The organism is Paraburkholderia sp. CI3 (assembly GCF_050436505.1).
GTDB classification, from domain to species: domain Bacteria; phylum Pseudomonadota; class Gammaproteobacteria; order Burkholderiales; family Burkholderiaceae; genus Paraburkholderia; species Paraburkholderia tuberum.
This window is the reverse complement of the sequence record NZ_JBNDMI010000004.1, coordinates 2924807-2941662: the sequence shown is the minus strand read 5'-3', so window position 1 is coordinate 2941662 and position 16856 is coordinate 2924807. Positions and strand designations below refer to the sequence as shown.

The following is a 16856-nucleotide window of genomic DNA, read 5'->3' as shown; positions in this document are numbered from 1 at the left end:
GCCGGCTACCCTTTTTTTGGTTTGATGATGTTTCCTGTCTCTTTTGCACACTCGACTTGGCCCGACTGCACCGTCCAGCTTATGTCTTATAGCGACGCGGCCCCTGAGTTTCCCGGGACACATGGAAGCGGTTTTTTCGTCCAGTTTCTTGGCCGAGTTTTTCTTGTCACTGCGAGACACTGCCTGGGAAAAATCGGAGACGACCTTTCGGAAGTCGCAGGGCGGCTGATGATACCCATCGTCCCGCCGAGGACGCCTAAAACATTGGTTGCCGACGACTATGTCCAGTTCAGAAGCGTCGGGCGAGCTGTCGTCAATAACAATACGGGAGATTTTCTAGGAGGGCATCGGGGAGACCTTGACCTTGTTGCGCTAGAGGTATTCGATCATCGTCCCGGAGTCACAACTCAACTTTTGTCGCGGTGTGTAACCTTGCCGCCTCTTGGGGAGTGGTTTGAGAGAACCTTACAGCTTTTCGCCTCGAACTCGGAAGAGCCCATGTTGCGGATGTTAGGTCACCCAGCGCGAGGGACAGAGGGGCACATTGATTACGACAGGCTCCACGTGGTAGCGCAGGGCGTCGAGCTAATCGGAAGGCACATCGGCCCTGGTCCTTATCCGCACACGCGGTCGATGAGAATCGTCGACGGTACGCCCGAGTGGGACTTGGATGGCATGAGCGGTGGCCCGGTATACATGCGAGTATCAGGCGATCGCTTTGCGCTGGTCGGCCTCGCTCTGAATGGCGTTTTTCCCCTGGTTCATTTCGCGACCGTGGAATGCTTAACCACAGCAGTTCAGAAGTGCTGATGGCGGATATCTTGGGAGCGCCCGACACCATGCCGTTGATGTAGCGCCGAGACTAATGATCGCCTTCCGCCGTCACACCGCGCGGAAGTAGCCGTTGCGTTTGGCTAAACCGTCGCGCCATACTCGGAACCGGGTCGGGCCGAGTGGCGTTGGCTGTTGCATAACGCCACGGCGCTGTGGCGAAACGGTCGCGGGTCCAACTGCAACGGCGACCAACCTCAATCGGCTACGCGCATAAGGCCGCGTCGGTCATGAGCGGATCCGGGTAACCTAATCGGGAACATCAAGACCCTCGCTGCATAGGGAATATAGCGAATCCGAAAATTCCAAGTCAGGCAGCCATTGCTGCCCAACCATGCCGCAATACGGGGACTTTATGAATTTCGAGGGAAAGCAAATCTGGCAGCACGCCGGGGGAGAACCAGGTCGGAGCTACGTCAACATATGTCTGGAATGGGGCGTCATTCTGAACGGCCCAGGATATGCGGGCCCGCTACCGGATGCTGCCGAGAAATTGCGGGCTGATGGCTGGTCAGCGAGGAAGGTCACCGACCTGAAAAGATTCAGCAGCACAATGCGCTCGGGTGATGTCGTCGTACTCCGTATTGGCACGAACGAGGTACACGGCGTGGGCGAAGTCGTCGGCTCGTACGAGTGGCACGATGAGTTCGGGGATATCGACGGATGGGATCTACAGCACGTTCGCCGCGTGAAATGGCTCTGGAAGGCAGAGGCGGGACCGAAGCGCTTTGACGCGTATGCGATGAAACAGGGCGATGCAACGCAGTTGCTCGACAAAGGAGCTGTGACGGACTGGCTTGAGACGCTTGCCCCTTTGGCGGGAATCGGGAATGAACTACTGCCTGAATTGCCACGGCAAAGCGAGAGGACGATTCCTCTGTCGGCGATTTCCACTTATTTGTTCGATCACGGCGTTGCCAGCGCGTCGATCACAAGCTTGATGGGCGAAATCGGTGAACTCACTCGGATTGCACAATGGTACAAGCGGACCAAAAAACCCTCGGAGCATGAGACCGTGGCATATCTGGTCGTGCCCTTGCTGAGAGCTTTGGGATGGACGCCCCAGCGGATGGCGGTCGAATGGAATCGGGTGGACGTAGCGCTTTTTGAGCGCCTGCCCCGCCGGGACCAAAATCTCTGTGCGGTTGTGGAGGCAAAAAAAATGGAGGACTCTTGCCTTACCGCCATGTCCCAGGCGCTCGGATACGCGAAGACGCGGACGGAATGCCATCGTCTGATCGTGACCGATGGGCTGCGCTACGGAGTATACACGCGCCCCGATGCAGATGAATTCAGGCTCTACGCGTACTTTAACCTCACGCGACTTCGAAAGGACTATCCAGTCTACCGAAGCAAAGGCGCGTGTGAGGCCATGCTTGCTCTCGCACCGGAGTGGCGTCCCGGCGCGGAGCTTAGGCTCATTGAACCGTCTGAGGATGCTGCTTGAAAAGTTGGCAGCCGGTGCCGATTTTCATGAGCGCGTTCCCGCGCATAGCTGAATTGTTTTAGGGGCTGCCGTCGCAATGCGCCTATGGCCCTTGGCGTTGGAGCCAAATGCAACGGCTACTCGCGCCTGGCCTGCCGGCGGTAGGCGACCCGATTCGGCCGCTGGACGAAAGCCCCCTCAACGGCCGCTTCCAAGTAACAGTCGTACATGCACCATGACCCAGGGTCGTCTTATGGCCCGATGTTTCCGGATTTTCCCGGCCGCTTCTCGGATGCCGACACGCTGGCCGAGTTGCAGCAGATGGCGCAGGAGGCAGTCGAGTTGCATATGGAGGGGATCGGCGGGGAACTCCCGCTCCCGTCGAAACCGGAAGACTGTGCCGGACGACGAGCGGCTCCGAGATGGCGTTTGGGTGATGCTCGATATTGATGTAGATAAAATAGAACATCCCACGCCGGAGCAATGCACCGAGCCGGACCCGCGCTAGGAATTGCGTTGTTTTGTATCACGCGGGGAAGTCCTGACAGATCGGGAGGGCAAAGCAAATGGCCACACTTAGTGACGCATGGGGAGCCATCCGTGCCTGTCTCGGCACCTTGTACTTCCACGATATCAAGCAGGTCGTCGGCCTGGCCGGACTCGACACCACGAGGATCGCGCACATCGACGAAAAGCTGATGTCGGACGGAACCAGCAAGAGACCTACGAAGGGGGCACTCCTGGCGGGCATCGACCAGGTCTACGCCGAGATGGGCGAAGACAGGCGTCGGCGTTTTCTGGCAATTGCCGCAGAAGAAATCGTTAAGCAGAAACCCGAAGTTCGCGTCGATCTTGAGGAATATCTCGGAAGGTTGGGCTGGCAGTGGGTCGATAACGCACTCATTCCGGTGAGCCTGTTTGACACCGCCGATCTGGCCGAGTTGCCCGAAGAGCCTCGCGCGGATCTGTTGAAGGCGGCGCAGCGCTTTCGGGATGGCGATTTGAGCGGAACAATCTCGGCTGCCTGTGGCGCAGTCGATGCCGCGACGTCATCCATTTATGAGGCGGCAGGTCTCGGCGATCCCGAGGATGCGTCATTCCAGGAGCGATGCAACTGCGCTTTGAAAGCCCGCGGGATCATCGTCGAGACGGAGAGCCAGCTCGACGCTCTCGGTTGGGATGTTGCGGACACGAAGCCATTTGCCCAAAACCTGAAGGGTGCTCTGAACCAGGGCGCCTACGTGATGCAGACCTTACGCGCGAAGATGGGGGACGTACACGGTACGAAGCCGATTCTGAAGCCGCTCGTGTTCGATTCCCTCAAATGGGCAGAGATACTGGTTCGCACGCTCACCAGTCCGACTTAGCATTCGGCGCTTGAACCAGACCGGCTCTTTGTGCCGCGTCATAATGGAATTTGCTGCGCTCCCTGGAGAAGAAGACATGGCGGTAATCAGAGTCGCTGTTGATGACGACGATCCGGACTCAGGCCACTATGCAGCTGCGGTAATGGCTGCGATGCTCGCGCAGGCATCGAAGCCGCTTCCACCGCTGCCGGCGCCGGAGAAATGGAGCAAGCCTGAAAAAACGCTGCCAGAGAACCCCAAGCGGCTGACGCTCAAGCAGCATGTCTTTCCCGTGCGCAGCATTCAGCGGTTTGTCGACCAGAGCGGGCGCGTGACCGTGTTCGACATGATCAGGGTCAAGGAGCGCCCCGCTGTGCCTCAGGACATCCTGTTTTGCGCGCGGCGTGCATGGGACCAGCAGACCGAAGCGGCCATGACGCAGATCGAGAACAGGTTTCAGGATGTCGTCCAACCGATCATTGAAGGCCAGGTCAACACGATAGCGCCGGAACATAAGCCCGCGATCGATGCCATGTTTGCGCTTTGGTTCATGCGGACGCACTTCCGGGGCCTAGCTGCGCAGGAACTTCAATTGTTCGGTGTTCCGGGATACGACATTACGAAGGCTCACGAGGAGCATCTGGAGAGCACGGACCGTCTGTTCGTGAGAAAAGGGGGAAAGATACCTGCTCGGCAGATCAACGGGGGGCAACTGCGACTGCGTGTAAGTGGCTACACGCGCGATCTTGCCGCCGCGCTCAGCGGATGGGGAGTCATTCATGCGCAATCCGGCGAGTTCATTGTGCCGGACGTCCCGACGCTGAAAATCAAGACTTTCATCCCGCTGTCCCCGGTATTGGCCCTCGTAGGGGCCGTCCCAGATGGAGATGTTCTTGAAGAAACCGTGGCGGAGATAAACAGCGCTCTCAAGGCAGGTAGCTACCAATATTACTTCGCACGCGATCTGTCGAAATGCCCGTTTTCTATCTGATCACGCTTTTGTGCGCGCCGTCGTTCGCCCGGTCATGATGTTGCCTCCTCATAAGCCCGCGCTATCGGCGGAACAAGCGCGAGCGGGGCTATGTTGGCGGCTTGTTACGTTTCGACGACCGGCAGCCTTCGAGGCGCCCCCGTCGACGTGCGACTTGAGCGGGAGTCGAATGGTTGCTTGCGGTCCACGAACGGCCGCCAGAACTCGCCGAAAAGGCGATGATGAATGTCTCTTCGCGGCCGATCACTGCCTCATGCAATTGGCATACATCATTCGAACTTCACAAGGCAGCGATCGGCGGCACGCGACCCACTCCGGACGATCGCGACGCATGCATTGACCCTCCGCTTCTTGCGCGACTCCCGGCAGTCGACCAGCAGCGATTGATGCTCGGCGGACCATCCGCTCACACCAGATTCCCACCTGCCAATTGTGAAACCGCGACCTGTGCCGCTCGTCGAACTTCAGTCGATCGGACCGGATCTCGACGGCTCGGGTTAAACGGCACGAGCTTTCCAGTTAGGTAAACAAACTGGCGTGCCGTCGAATGAAAACCTCGACTGTCATAGGTGGCGCTCCAGTGAGGTCCTCTACAACCGTATTCGTGCCTGCAAACACGCCATTCTGGTAATCGACCGCGACAGACATCAGATGCTGGGAAAACGTGTCACTGAACTTTGCGTCGCTGTCCAAGCGCTTCTTGAACAGTTCCAGGTCGATCGGCCGATATGTCACTTCGCGCCCCAACGCTCTGCTCATCTCCGCGGCAATCTCATGGTGGTTCATCTCTACCGGGCCATACAATTGATAGACGTTCCCGGCATGTGGGGCGGGGTCTCTGAGGATGGCGGCAATCACGCGGCCCTGGTCTTCCGCCGCAATAGGCGCATGTCGCCCCTCACCGAAAGGAAGTTGCAGGACGCCATCCTTCCTGATGCTTGCCACCTGTCCGGGATAGGTCAGCCATTGCGCGAAGAAGGTAGGGCGAAGGTGTGTGACCGGCGTGCCGGACCAGTCAAAGATCCTCTCGGAAATCCAGTGATCGCGTGCGGCATGGCTCTTCGCCTCGCGGCGCGCGGAAATCTGTGACATGTTGACGATTGCGCTGATCCCCGTCTCGCGCGCAGCCTGCGCAAAGTAGGCGGTGGCCGAGACGCCGCCTGACTCGATAGGAAACACAAAATAGGCTGAATAGATTCCTTCAAGCGCGCCGCAGACGTCGTCGATATCAGAAAGGTCTCCAACGACCACCTCGACACCCCGCGCCTTCAGTCGCTCGGACCGGTCGTCCTCCTTACGGACCAGTATCCGAACCCGCTCACCGGCATGCAGAAGCGCATCTGTCGCGGCTCCGCCGGTATCGCCTGTCGCGCCGGCTACAAAGATTGTCCGATCAGTCATGCAATATCTCCCAAAGTGATTCGAGCTGGTGGGCAGGCTTCCCGCAAATCCTCGACGGCTCGGACCTATAGCCCTTTCGCCTCGAGCCACGAACGGATCGACTGGACAAGCTCGATCTTGCGCTCGAGTGGAAGCCAATGGCCAGCGGGAAGGTTCGCGACGGAAAGGTCATCGCAACTGGCGTGCATCGGTTCTCCGAGGCGGCCGCGGTTAATGTCGCAGATCGCATCCCAATCGCCGTTCAGGAACAGCACGGGCTGGCGCAGACGACCGTTGTCAGGTGCAGCCGAGGCGTACGCAATGTTGACCGCGTCGTTCAGGTACCACGCATTGGCTGGGCGGAATCCACTGCCGCGAAACGACTCGACCAAAGCATCGAAGTCAGCAGGTGGCCACATCGTCGGGTCAGGGGACGTGGCCGGGGCGCGATGAGCCGAGCCATAGCGGCCTCCGTTATGTGTGATCAAAGCTGACGGAGAGATCATGCCCGCGGACGCAGGATTTCCCGGCCGATAGAGCGAAGCCAGCGCCGCTGGAATGTCTGCCTCGAAGTCGCTCACCGTCTGTTCAAAGTGGGGCAGGTAAAAACGGTAGTAGTCCCACTGTCCGTCGGGATGAATGTGGAGCGGGTAGAGTTGTCGATCAATCAGCGGCAAAAGGTTTGGCAGCGCGAAACCTTCGGGGAAATAAGGCACTGAAATCAGCACTACGCCGCGACTGCGGTCGCTGTGGTGTGCCGCCAGCGCCCCGACCACCGGGCTTCCCCAGTCATGGCCAAGCCAGATTGCCGGCCTGCCTCCCAGATGATCGTGAAGCTCGACCATGTCCTGAACGATCTCGCTCAGTGTGTAGGCCCGCGAAGCGGTCGGCCTCGATGAGCCACCGTAGCCGCGCATGTCTGGCGCGACGCAGCGCCAGCCTTCGGCCGAAAATGCCTCGATCTGGGCGCGCCACATCAGGCCAATTTCCGGCCAGCCATGAATGAAGAGCATAAGCGGCCCATCGACCGGGCCGCACTCCCAGTAATGTGTCGTGTGACGTGGCGATGTGAAGGTGCGCGCGCTCAGTTCAGTCATGGATGGTCAGCGGAAAGGTTTGAGGACTTACAAGTTCCGGGTCCGGCCCGCCACGTTCTCCGGTGTCCAGCGCGCTGATTGCCTGGACCTCGTCGGTCGCGAGTGTGAAGTCGAAAATATCGATGTTTTCGGCGATTCGTTCCGGACGCACGGATTTCGGAATCGGACAGGTGCCTAGCTGGATCTGCCAGCGCAGGATGATCTGCGCGGGACTCTTGCCGTACTTCGTGGCGAGTTGAAGCACGCTCGGATGGGAGAGCGGATCGTGCACCTTCCCCGACGCCCTGGCTTTCTCCCCGTCACGCTTGATACCGCCTATGGGAGACCACGCCTGCGTAATGATCCCCAGCTTTTCGTCAGCTTCGCGAAGCTCACTTTGAATGAAGAACGGGTGCACTTCTATCTGATTCACAGCCGGGATATGTCCGGTTTGCTCAATGAGATTGCGCAGGTGAGCGGAGCTGAAGTTGCACACCCCGATCGCCCGGACGCGCCCCTCCGCCAGAAGCTTCATCGCGGCTCTGTAGGAAGCGACAGTTTCATCAAAGGCGGAAGGGACAGGCCAATGAGTCAGATACAGATCCAGATAATCGAGTCCGAGCTTGCGCAGACTTCTGTCGAAGGCATGGAGTGTCTGGTCGTACCCATAATCCGTGATCCACACCTTGGTCGTAACGAAAATGTCTTCGCGAATGACGCCAGAAGCACGAATGCCCTCTCCCACCTGCTGCTCGTTCATGTAGGCCGCAGCCGTATCGATCAGCCGGTATCCGTTAGCGACTGCCGACTGCACGGCAGCAACGGTTTCTTCCGGACCACTGCGAAACACCCCTAGTCCGATGCCAGGCATCTCGATTCCATTGTTCAACTTGTACCCAGGGCCTTTAGATGTCGCCATCGTCGATTCCATTTCAATTGAAGATCGTTTCCGCCGCAGTGATCATCTGAAGGACCGTAGGTCTACCCGACTCTACGCCCGGCACATGTTCGCAGCAAGAGCGTAGGTTGAAGTCACGCGGGGCTTACGGTGCGTAGAAACTTGACGAGCTGGTCATTGACCACGTCCGTGGCTTCGTGTTGTACCCAATGGCCCACATTGTCGAGATCAAGGCTTCCGACGAGACCGGGAAGACCGGCACGCATCTGGTTCGCCGTAAGCGGATAAAGCTCCTGCAATCCATCCGCTTTCCCCCAGATGAAAAATGAGGGTTGATTGATCCTGGCGCCCTTCCACGGAGCGGACAAATAGAAATACGGCTCAGCGGCGCGGTAGTAGTTCAGGGCACCATGGAAGCCGGTGCGCTGAAACTCTGCGATGTTGTAAGCGACATAATCAGGCTGCGCCCACGACGGTATCGGTGTGGGGGCCGCGCGGTGGAGGCTTCGGGCAGGATCCATTGGACTCCAACGCTTGTCGGACGGAGCAGAAGATGAGGCCCAATACAGAATTCCGGGAATGGTCACTGCGGCGTCGGCCCAAATCTGATCGGCGTCGGGCCGGATCTGTTCGAACATATAAAAGTCGTTTTGATGGCCCGCTTTCCGCATGCGCTCAAACACGCTGACATCCCCGCGCGGAACATAGGGCACGCTCAGGCAAAACACCGCACCAAATCGATCAGGACGCAGCAGCGCGGCATTCCATGCATGGGTCGCCCCCCAGTCATGGCCCACCAGGATTGCACTGGAGATATTCAGCGCGTCGAGCAGCCCAATCAGGTCGCCCGTCGTGTGCAGCGGCGTGTATAACGTGGCGTCCGCGGGAGCCGAGCTGCGCCCATAGCCGCGCATGTCCGGAGCAATTGCCCGGTATCCGGCTGCCGATACCGTTTCCATCTGTCGGCGCCACGTATAAGACGTATCCGGAAATCCGTGGACAAAAAGAACGGCTGGTCCGTCTCCTTGTTCGGTTACGTGCAAGGAGATGCCATTAGTGCTGATGTCATACTCCTTGAACGTATGACCTCCGCCAGTTAGGGGACTTTGCGCCTGCGCCTTGCGATCCAGCAGCAGAGTTGCGCCCAACGCAGTCCCACTGGCGAGGAACGCGCGGCGAGTAATAGAGGATAGTGGTGTTGAAGCACATGCAGGTGGGGTGATATTGCTATCCATAGAGTAGTCTCGGCTAGTCATGCGTCAGTTCGGGAACCTGCTCATAGTAGAAGCTGGGAACCGGTCCGGCGCGTCATATATCCGACAATTCGGGCCATACTTGCGCAAGAACGTGCATGACGTCAGTATCGACAGTTAGAATCGCGGCCGGTTGTCCAGGTCCGTAAAGGCAGATGCAAGCACCGTGATTCTTGGAACGCCTTGCACACGCCGCCCGCATGTCAGACGCATGTTCGGCTATAGAACTTCCCCAAAGGACCTGTCATGCTACGTATCGGCTATATCGTCGTTCCAAACTTCCAGGTGATGATCTTTGGTGGTCTGACTGTGTTTGAACTGGCGAACCGTCTGACGAAAGAACCGCATTACGAAATACGTCTGATATCCGAAAGCGGCGGGCCGGTCCAAAGTTCTCTCGGGTACTCCGTCATGACGGACCGTTTCGATGAGGGTAGCTTTGATACGGTGATCATTGGCGGCGTTATCGATGGCGTGTATGAGCCAAGCCCAGCGCTAGTCGACTTTCTGAAGAGAGCGGTGAAAACCACTCGTCGTGTAGCCTCAATGTGCACGGGAGCATTCTTCCTTGCAGAAGCCGGCGTTCTTGACGATCGGCGCGCCACGACCCACTGGGCGCACGCACGCGCATTGCAGACAAGCTATCCGAGAATCAACGTCGAAGAAGATCGTATCTTTATCGTCGATGGTCCCGTATGGACATCTGCGGGTATGACAGCGGGGACCGATCTGGCAATTTCCATGGTAGAACGGGACCTCGGTGTAAGGGTAGCGCGCACCATCGCCAAGCGGATGGTCATGTTCCACCGACGTGCCGGCGGACAGCTGCAACACTCGACATTGCTGGATCTCGATGCCAAAAGTGATCGAATCCAGACCGCGTTGGTATTCGCAAAGAGTAATTTGCACACTCAGTTGACGGTGGACAGACTTGCCGAAGCCGCTAGTTTGAGCGTGCGTCAGTTCACTCGCGCGTTCCGTGAAGAAACGGGACAGTCGCCAGCGAAGGCTGTAGAAAATTTGCGGCTAGAAGCAGCACGTCTCATGGTTGAGCAAGGCCGGTTGCCGATTGACGTCGTTGCACGAGAGACCGGTTTTGCTGATCCAGACAGAATGCGTCGTGCGTTTTTGCGGGCGTTTGGTCAACCGCCTCAAGCTATTCGACGTGCTACACGAGCTCAAACGAACGGCTAACACAACAACTGCTTCTCGCCGCTGCCGCCGCCGAACCTCTGCATCGAATCAAGTAAGGTGGTCACCCGATGTATGCGAACTCCAGCGTGGGAAAACGTGCCGGCGTGCCCGCTCTCTGCTCTGCGACGCCCGTCTCGCTCGAGTAAAGGGAAAGCGGGCCGTATGTTGGGTCTTGCAGGCCCCCGGTTCCGAACGCTTTTGAAAAAAGCGATCACCAATACGGTCGAGAAAAGCGGCGCCGTTGTCTCTTATATGGCCAGCATCGGTCATTCATATGCGACTGCGTGACCGTCTCTTGATGGCCGGCTGCTGCCTGACGTCGAGGGGCGGCACGCGACCCAGAAGGGACAGTCGGGTTTCTCGACAACGGTCATACATTCGGTCTTGTGTCGTCCCAGCGGACCTCCGGCGATCTGGGGCTGCCCGTGTTGTAGCGGGATGTGGTCCACCAGCATGCGGCCGCTCCAAGCGATAGCCCGATTGCAAAGAGCGTAGCCATCAGTACCCCTTGCCCTGGTGCCCACGCCGTACTCATCAACGCGCCAAAGGCAGCCACCGCGAATGCCGAGCCGCTCTGCCTGCTTGCATTGAGCACGCTAGCCGCCACCCCAGCACGGCCTGTGTCGACAGCAGTCATCACTGCGGCCGTGACGGCTGGCGTTATCACACCCGAGCCAAAGCCAACCGCCGTCAGATACAACGCCACACGCCAGTAGGATGTGTCACTCGACAAGCCGAGCAATCCTGCAAAACCGAGCGCGTAAAGCACGAAGCCCCCGACAACGACATGGCGGGTACCGTAAGCGCGGCAAAGTCGGCCGGCTGCAAAACTACCCCCCGCCACCAGCACCAGCACAGTTGCACCGGCCTTCAATCCACCATCGACGACGAGAGCTCGCCAAGCCGTTAGCCCTGCCGTTGTCAGCGTCGCTGCTTTGGCATGAGTGTAACCCGTCGGTGCGTGTGTGAAGGCGTGTACTGGTGCCACGACCGCTTCGCGTGCGTAACCGTCGATACCGTCGCCCGGCGGCGTCGCGAAATCGGCGATCTGCGGCTCGCCATCAAGCCACGTCGGAAAGAAAGTCGACACGACATGGTCGCCGACTGAGAAAGCCTCTACGTCCGGCCCGACCGCCTCGACCACGCCTGCTCCTCCGCCATGGGGATGCGTCCCGGAGAGGCTGGAAGCCGCCCTGTCACGACGCCCAGATCGTGATAATTGAGCGAGGTCGCATGCAGGTGGACCCGGATTTCTCCCGGGCCGGTATGTCGGGATCGGGCAAGTCGACCATCGTGAGGGCTTCGAGGCCGACCTGACCGTTGGAGCGGAACGTGCGCATGATTGGCAATCCTGATCAGGCGCGGGCAAGCGCCGCGGGTTGTGATTCGGCTGAGTCCAGGTTCTCAACGGAATCGCCCTGTTGTGCCAGGTGGATGCGGAGGCCCGTTTCTCCGGAACCGAGACCGGGCTTGAGCACCTGCTGTCCATCATAGTGTCCGCCATTCTGAGTGCGATACGGGATTGGCGTGTCGGTGAAGAGATTCTCCATCCGGACCTTGAAGGCTGCCGCGACTTCCACCCAGCGCTCTTCAGACAGGCGGTCGCTCTGATAGATGGGGAAGGGCGGCATAACATTCATGCCCGGATAGAAAAGCTGTCCATGCTGGACGGGCCACAAGATCTCGTCGAGTCGGCCATTGACACCGCGCTCGCTATAGTGCGGCTCGCGGCCGCCCATGCTGACGACAACCATCGCCCGGCGACCGGCTAGCGTTCCTTCACCATACCGATCGCCCCAGCGCTCACCACCCTGCAGGCCGACGCCGTAAGCGAAGCCATGTGCATAGACACGCTCGACCCACCCCTTCAGGATCGCCGGCGTGCTGAACCACCACATCGGGAAGGTGAGGATGACCGCGTCGGCCCACAGCAGCTTCTGCTGCTCAGCCACGACATCGGCGGGTTGGGTGCCCGTGGCGAAGGCGTTGCCCGATTCCGATGCATAGCGTAGCCGATCGGCGTTCTTACGCTGCGGGAAGTCGGCTGCATCGGCGACGGCCTTCCAGTGCATGGCGTAAAGGTCAGATACTTGAACCTGATGGCCCTGCGCGGTCAGCGTTTCGACCGCGAGGTTCTTCAAAGAGCCGGTCAGCGACTGGGCCTCTGGATGGGCGTGGACGATAAGAACATTGCTCATGCGGTGATCCTGAATAAGAAAGGGAAGAGGCAGCTTTCGACCGTTCTCCTCAAAGCTAGACAGCCCAAAGGACTTTCACCGTTCATCTCGTTGGTGGTGAAGCATGCAGCGTAAATGGTGATCAGGTATATTTGAAATGAATTTCATAGATACCTGGTATTGCCATGGATAATTTGCGTAGTCTCGACCTGAACCTTCTGCGCACGCTCAATGTATTGCTGGAGGAGCACCACGTAAGTCGGGCGGCCGAGCGCCTCAATCTGTCGCAGCCGTCTGTCAGCGTCCACCTATCGAAGCTCAGAAGAGTCTTTAAGGATCCTCTGCTTTTACCCGGGCCTCGCGGTATGCGACCAACGGCAAGAGCCGACTCGCTGCGGGAGTCGCTTTCCGTGGCCCTAGCTGCCCTGAACGAAGTCATGTCGCCGTTACAGCCGTTTGACCCATACACCGCAGCCCTAACTTGGAATATTGCAGCGACGGATTACAGTGAAACGACAGTACTGCTACCCACGCTTCCAAGGCTGCGTGAATATGCGCCGAATTCTCGCGTTAGCGTTACGCAGATCGCCCCCCGTCTCATCGCGAGACAATGCGAAAAAGGTGAAGTTGATCTAGCATTCCATACGGCGGACGAAGCACCTGACGGGTTGCGCCGAAAGACTTTGTTTCAGGAAAAGTATGTCTTGGTCGGACGGCCTGATCATCCGCGACTCAAACGAAGAATTACCGTGTCGCAGTTTTGCAAACTGGATCATGTAATCGTGTCACCGGATGGAGGGGGATTTGTCGGCGTCACTGATATGACTTTGGCGCAGATTGGTTTGAAGAGGCGAGTTGTACTTTCAGTACCTCATTTCACCTTCGTACAAGACGTTTTGTCGCGTACCGACTTGGTCGCGATGCTCCCATCGCGACTGCTTAAAGGCGAATCCAGATTGCAATCGATCGCGCCACCGGTCGAGGTTCCTGGGTACGAAATGGTAATGCTGTGGCACGAACGGTCACATCGCGACCTTTCGCATCAATGGTTACGGGAGCTTATCGGTTCAGGCATGAAGGGGGACAATTAGGAGGCGCGAAGATGTGACGACTTAGAAAGGGTTCCGTTGAAAAGTGGCCGTCCCGTGCGTCGCGTTGGCGAATTTAACTTATTAGCGTCACTCGGATGTTGAGGTTTTCTCTTTGCGTCGATCCGGCGCTCGCGTTATCGCCAGTTTTGTACCAGTGGCGTGCGGCGTCAGCCCTTGGAAATTGAATGATAAGCGCGCGCTCAAAGTTTTCGATCATGTCTGGATAGGCAGCACCGCCCCACATGACTATTTGTCCACCGTGACGCGCAATAGACCGTGTCGTTAATGCGCTGGAGACATCACTCTTTTCGTCCACATCTCTGATTTCGACAACTACACCAAATTTCATGCGTCTGACCGGACGCACCGACGGTCGGTCTCGCGCCCCAACCCCGCCAAATATGCTGTCCAGACCGGATTATTGCCATCGCATTTTCTATCGCCAACGAACCGTACGTAGAAATTCGTGAAGTCAAGAAGAGCCGCCTCCAAAGGGATGGCCCCTAACTCTGAGACCCTTTCGGCGAACTGAAGCCGAAGATCAAACAATTCTTTGGCGTAAAGCATTCCAATTGCATCCGGCGAGACGTTTTTTCCTGTTGCGAATCTAACGATTGTTGCCAATCCTCGGCTGGTTGTTGAATGTCCGAAAGTGGCCGCATTGAGCCCGACGTTGACCAGCTCAGGACGACCCATAGCCGCTATTGCGACCGTGTTGGCCAAAGATCCGCTCTCGAGCGCACAACGGACCTCTCGTATTGACCGCGTCTTTCCAGCACGCGGCAACGGACTTCGACAGGTCCGTCGTCGCCTCGCTTCAAGCAGGCTGATCGAAGCTGCCGGGGCTCTTGTCCGAGGCCGTCCACTGCGAAGTACGAGCTCGCTCCGCCTTCCGCAAGCCGGCCTTCAGGCCTTCCGTGTCGAAGTCCTTCGTATAGACTGGCGTGCCGGGCTGGTGACGCCAGGAGTCGTCGATACCGCCATTATCGACGGCATCGAAACCCACTTCGTTGACGAGTTGCATCACTGTCGCCTTGGCGTCGGCGCTATCGCCCGAGACTGGCAGCGCAATCCGCCCCGGTGCGCCTTCCGGCGTGCCGAGATTGCGCAAATGATCCGCGTAGATGTTGTTGAACACCTTGATTACTGGCCGGCCGATCTGCTGCGCGACCCACGCGCTTTCCATCATCCCGGACTCGATCCCGTCGATGCGGCCATCGCGCTCGCGTGGATAATAATTGCCAGTATCGATTACAACCGTGGTTTCCGGCACGTCGTCGAACAGGCCGGCAGGCAGATCGAGCACCTTCTTTTCGGGAATCGTGACCACGATCACTGCTGCACCGCGGACCACATCCGCGAGTTCGGCTGGTTTCGCGCCAGTTTCGCGGGCGACATCGGCGAGCGTATCCGGCCCGCGCGAGTTGCCGATAAGCACCTCGTGCCCATGTTCGACCCAGCGCAGCGCCAGCACCCTCCCTATATTCCCCGCGCCAATGATGCCAATTTTCATACACCCTCCTGTTCTTTCAGTTGACTAAAGCGGGACGCGCGCAACGGCCATGCCCGTGCGAGTTGACCATCCCCGGACTCGCCATAGCCTAGCATCATCCGGGCTGAGATACTGTGCCGTTCCGTCCCGCAGGACGGGCGGCCTTGTTCCAACAGCGCATCGCGGGTCCAGCCTTCCTGCGGGCTGTTCATGCGCAGCTTGTAATCGCCAAAACGCTTCAGGTTGTGGGTTGGATACGGACTCAGGAACTCCAGGCCTCGGGCGAATCGACTGAACCAGTCGCGCGGTGAAGTGGGCCAGCGCTGCCCGTGTAGCGAGTTTTCCTGGCCGGGTACAGCGTGACGCGACAGGCTCGTGCCGACCCGTTGCAGCCGGTCGAGCAGTCTCTGTTCTAAGGGTAGGTATCGGAGTGGAACGGTCATTCCGTGCCGTCGCCTGGGGGACAAGTCATCGGCCTCTGCGGACGCTTAGACCCGTGAGTTGGTGAGGCGGCTTACGCCGTGCAAGGATGACGTCTTGCTCGACCCTCGAATTGCTCTCGAACTTAAGTTTGATTTCTCTATAAGCAATCAGCTTGTCGTTCACCAGATCGAAAGGAAGCGCCCGCAAGGTTAGGGATGGTGTTCAGAACTCGTTTTGCCGCACTGAGCCATCCACATAGGGCCGATGCGGTGGAAGCGGTGCGGCACCTGGCTCGAATGCAGCGCTACGTTCGGCATAAGGAAGGCGCCGATTGCCTGCCCGCGCGGGCGGCTTTTGCGCTCATGCAGCGGCCTCGCGCATCAGTCGTTCGCGCGTCATCCACAGATTGCTTAGAGCGAACAGCGTGTGCAACTCTGCGGGTTCTTCATCAAGCCGCGATAGCGCACCTTTAGATGCCACCGTGCGCGCCGATGAACATGGCGACGGCCGACCGGCAATAGGATTCGATTTCGTTGTCATCCTCTGCTCTCGCCTCATCGAAGCGTGCGACAAGCAGAAGATCGGATCCTTTGAAAAGCGCGGCAAACAAGCGGGCGGATCGGAGAGCATCGGGTACGTTCAGAATCGCTTTCGCGTGCAACTGACGCAACACGGCCTCGATTTGGGCGATGACATGGGCGGGCCCGGCTTCGTAATGGAGCTTGCTTAACGACTTTTGATTCGTCTTGTCGGCCAAAACCATGGCTTCGACACTGCGGACGTCCGGGCTCAACAGCGTGCGAAGCAGGGATGATCCCACCGCCATGAGCTGATCTTCGGCTGAACCGTCGACGCTTTCAGAAAGGGCCTGGGGTGCAAATTGATGGCAGTGGGCCACCATGGCCGCGCTGAACAGCGCCTCCTTGTTCTCGAAGTGCCGATAGATGCTGAGCTTGGATATCTTCGCCCGCTGCGCGACCTTGTCCATGGTCGTCGCTTGAAAACCCAATTCCACAAAGAGCTCGCAGGCGGCGTCGACGATCGTTTGGCGAAGCGCCTCGTTGGCGGGCCGGCCGCGCCGGCTCTGGCTGTTTTCGGTCACAACAATTCCAGTACTTGACAGTATTCAAATTCCTGCACTACGATACCACGCAGTATCTTAAATGTGCAAGCCAAGGATAGGTTTCAACCAGTTGCCCAAACCGGGTTTCCCCGGGGCGCCTGGCGATATCGAATGCGGGATTGTGGGGCCGATCAATACAGATCCTATGACGCATC

Annotated in this window: 15 protein-coding genes and 2 pseudogenes; 6 read left to right on the top strand and 11 right to left on the bottom strand. The window is 58.4% G+C overall.

The window, feature by feature from the left end:
• Positions 1 to 1186: 1186 nt before the first annotated feature.
• From OKW29_RS35115 to OKW29_RS35100, 4 genes are all read left to right on the top strand, one after another.
• Positions 1187 to 2278 carry a hypothetical protein gene (locus tag OKW29_RS35115; RefSeq protein ID WP_429294167.1) on the top strand — a complete coding sequence of 364 codons (1092 nt, stop codon included), beginning with the start codon at positions 1187 to 1189 and terminating at the stop codon, positions 2276 to 2278.
• Positions 2279 to 2485: 207 nt separating this feature from the next.
• Positions 2486 to 2707, top strand: coding sequence for a type II toxin-antitoxin system HicB family antitoxin (locus OKW29_RS35110; protein ID WP_429294166.1), 222 nt, complete (start codon positions 2486 to 2488; stop codon positions 2705 to 2707).
• 116 nt (positions 2708 to 2823) lie between these two features.
• Entirely contained in the window at positions 2824 to 3624 is an 801-nt protein-coding gene (locus OKW29_RS35105; protein ID WP_429294165.1) for a hypothetical protein, read from the top strand.
• Between the two features lie 10 nt (positions 3625 to 3634).
• Positions 3635 to 4594: a hypothetical protein gene (locus OKW29_RS35100; protein WP_429294164.1), complete on the top strand. Its 960-nt coding sequence runs from the start codon at positions 3635 to 3637 to the stop codon at positions 4592 to 4594.
• A 519-nt stretch (positions 4595 to 5113) separates the two neighbouring features.
• On the opposite strand, the gene OKW29_RS35095 is transcribed toward OKW29_RS35100, so the two are convergent.
• From OKW29_RS35095 to OKW29_RS35080, 4 genes are all read right to left on the bottom strand, one after another.
• Complete coding sequence (locus tag OKW29_RS35095; protein WP_429294163.1) at positions 5114 to 5995, bottom strand: NmrA family NAD(P)-binding protein; 882 nt, start codon at positions 5993 to 5995, stop codon at positions 5114 to 5116.
• Positions 5996 to 6060: 65 nt separating this feature from the next.
• Positions 6061 to 7071: an alpha/beta fold hydrolase gene (locus OKW29_RS35090; protein ID WP_429294162.1), complete on the bottom strand. Its 1011-nt coding sequence runs from the start codon at positions 7069 to 7071 to the stop codon at positions 6061 to 6063.
• The gene (locus tag OKW29_RS35085) at positions 7064 to 7969 is read right to left on the bottom strand and encodes an aldo/keto reductase (RefSeq protein WP_429294161.1); all 906 of its coding nucleotides are present in this window, start codon (positions 7967 to 7969) and stop codon (positions 7064 to 7066) included. Before OKW29_RS35085 ends, OKW29_RS35090 begins: the two co-directional genes overlap by 8 nt.
• Before the next feature lie 113 nt (positions 7970 to 8082).
• Entirely contained in the window at positions 8083 to 9183 is a 1101-nt protein-coding gene (locus tag OKW29_RS35080; protein WP_429294160.1) for an alpha/beta fold hydrolase, read from the bottom strand.
• A gap of 264 nt (positions 9184 to 9447) precedes the next feature.
• Between OKW29_RS35080 and OKW29_RS35075 the strand changes: the two genes are divergently transcribed.
• Positions 9448 to 10395, top strand: coding sequence for a GlxA family transcriptional regulator (locus tag OKW29_RS35075; RefSeq protein WP_429294159.1), 948 nt, complete (start codon positions 9448 to 9450; stop codon positions 10393 to 10395).
• Between the two features lie 370 nt (positions 10396 to 10765).
• On the opposite strand, the pseudogene OKW29_RS35070 reads toward OKW29_RS35075, so the two are convergent.
• Both OKW29_RS35070 and OKW29_RS35065 read right to left on the bottom strand, forming a co-directional pair.
• Positions 10766 to 11735 (bottom strand): annotated as a pseudogene (locus tag OKW29_RS35070) (MFS transporter).
• Positions 11736 to 11750: 15 nt separating this feature from the next.
• Positions 11751 to 12593, bottom strand: coding sequence for an NAD(P)H-dependent oxidoreductase (locus OKW29_RS35065; protein ID WP_429294158.1), 843 nt, complete (start codon positions 12591 to 12593; stop codon positions 11751 to 11753).
• Between the two features lie 164 nt (positions 12594 to 12757).
• On the opposite strand from OKW29_RS35065, the gene OKW29_RS35060 reads away from it, so the two are divergent.
• On the top strand, positions 12758 to 13663 hold the full coding sequence (locus OKW29_RS35060) for a LysR family transcriptional regulator (RefSeq protein WP_429294157.1): 906 nt from the start codon (positions 12758 to 12760) through the stop codon (positions 13661 to 13663).
• A gap of 73 nt (positions 13664 to 13736) precedes the next feature.
• On the opposite strand, the gene OKW29_RS35055 is transcribed toward OKW29_RS35060, so the two are convergent.
• The 5 genes and pseudogenes from OKW29_RS35055 to OKW29_RS35035 all read right to left on the bottom strand — a co-directional run bounded on the left by OKW29_RS35055 (position 13737) and on the right by OKW29_RS35035 (position 16680).
• Positions 13737 to 14012, bottom strand: a complete 276-nt coding sequence (locus OKW29_RS35055) for a DUF1330 domain-containing protein (protein ID WP_121320603.1) — start codon at positions 14010 to 14012, stop codon at positions 13737 to 13739.
• A 468-nt stretch (positions 14013 to 14480) separates the two neighbouring features.
• Positions 14481 to 15176 carry an NADPH-dependent F420 reductase gene (locus OKW29_RS35050; protein ID WP_429294156.1) on the bottom strand — a complete coding sequence of 232 codons (696 nt, stop codon included), beginning with the start codon at positions 15174 to 15176 and terminating at the stop codon, positions 14481 to 14483.
• On the bottom strand, positions 15173 to 15598 hold the full coding sequence (locus tag OKW29_RS35045) for a hypothetical protein (protein WP_429294155.1): 426 nt from the start codon (positions 15596 to 15598) through the stop codon (positions 15173 to 15175). Before OKW29_RS35045 ends, OKW29_RS35050 begins: the two co-directional genes overlap by 4 nt.
• A 340-nt stretch (positions 15599 to 15938) precedes the next feature.
• Positions 15939 to 16060 (bottom strand): annotated as a pseudogene (locus tag OKW29_RS35040) (IS5/IS1182 family transposase); the annotation flags it as partial.
• Positions 16048 to 16680 carry a TetR/AcrR family transcriptional regulator gene (locus tag OKW29_RS35035; RefSeq protein ID WP_429294154.1) on the bottom strand — a complete coding sequence of 211 codons (633 nt, stop codon included), beginning with the start codon at positions 16678 to 16680 and terminating at the stop codon, positions 16048 to 16050. The pseudogene OKW29_RS35040 and the gene OKW29_RS35035, both read right to left, overlap by 13 nt.
• Between the last annotated feature and the right edge of the window lie 176 nt (positions 16681 to 16856).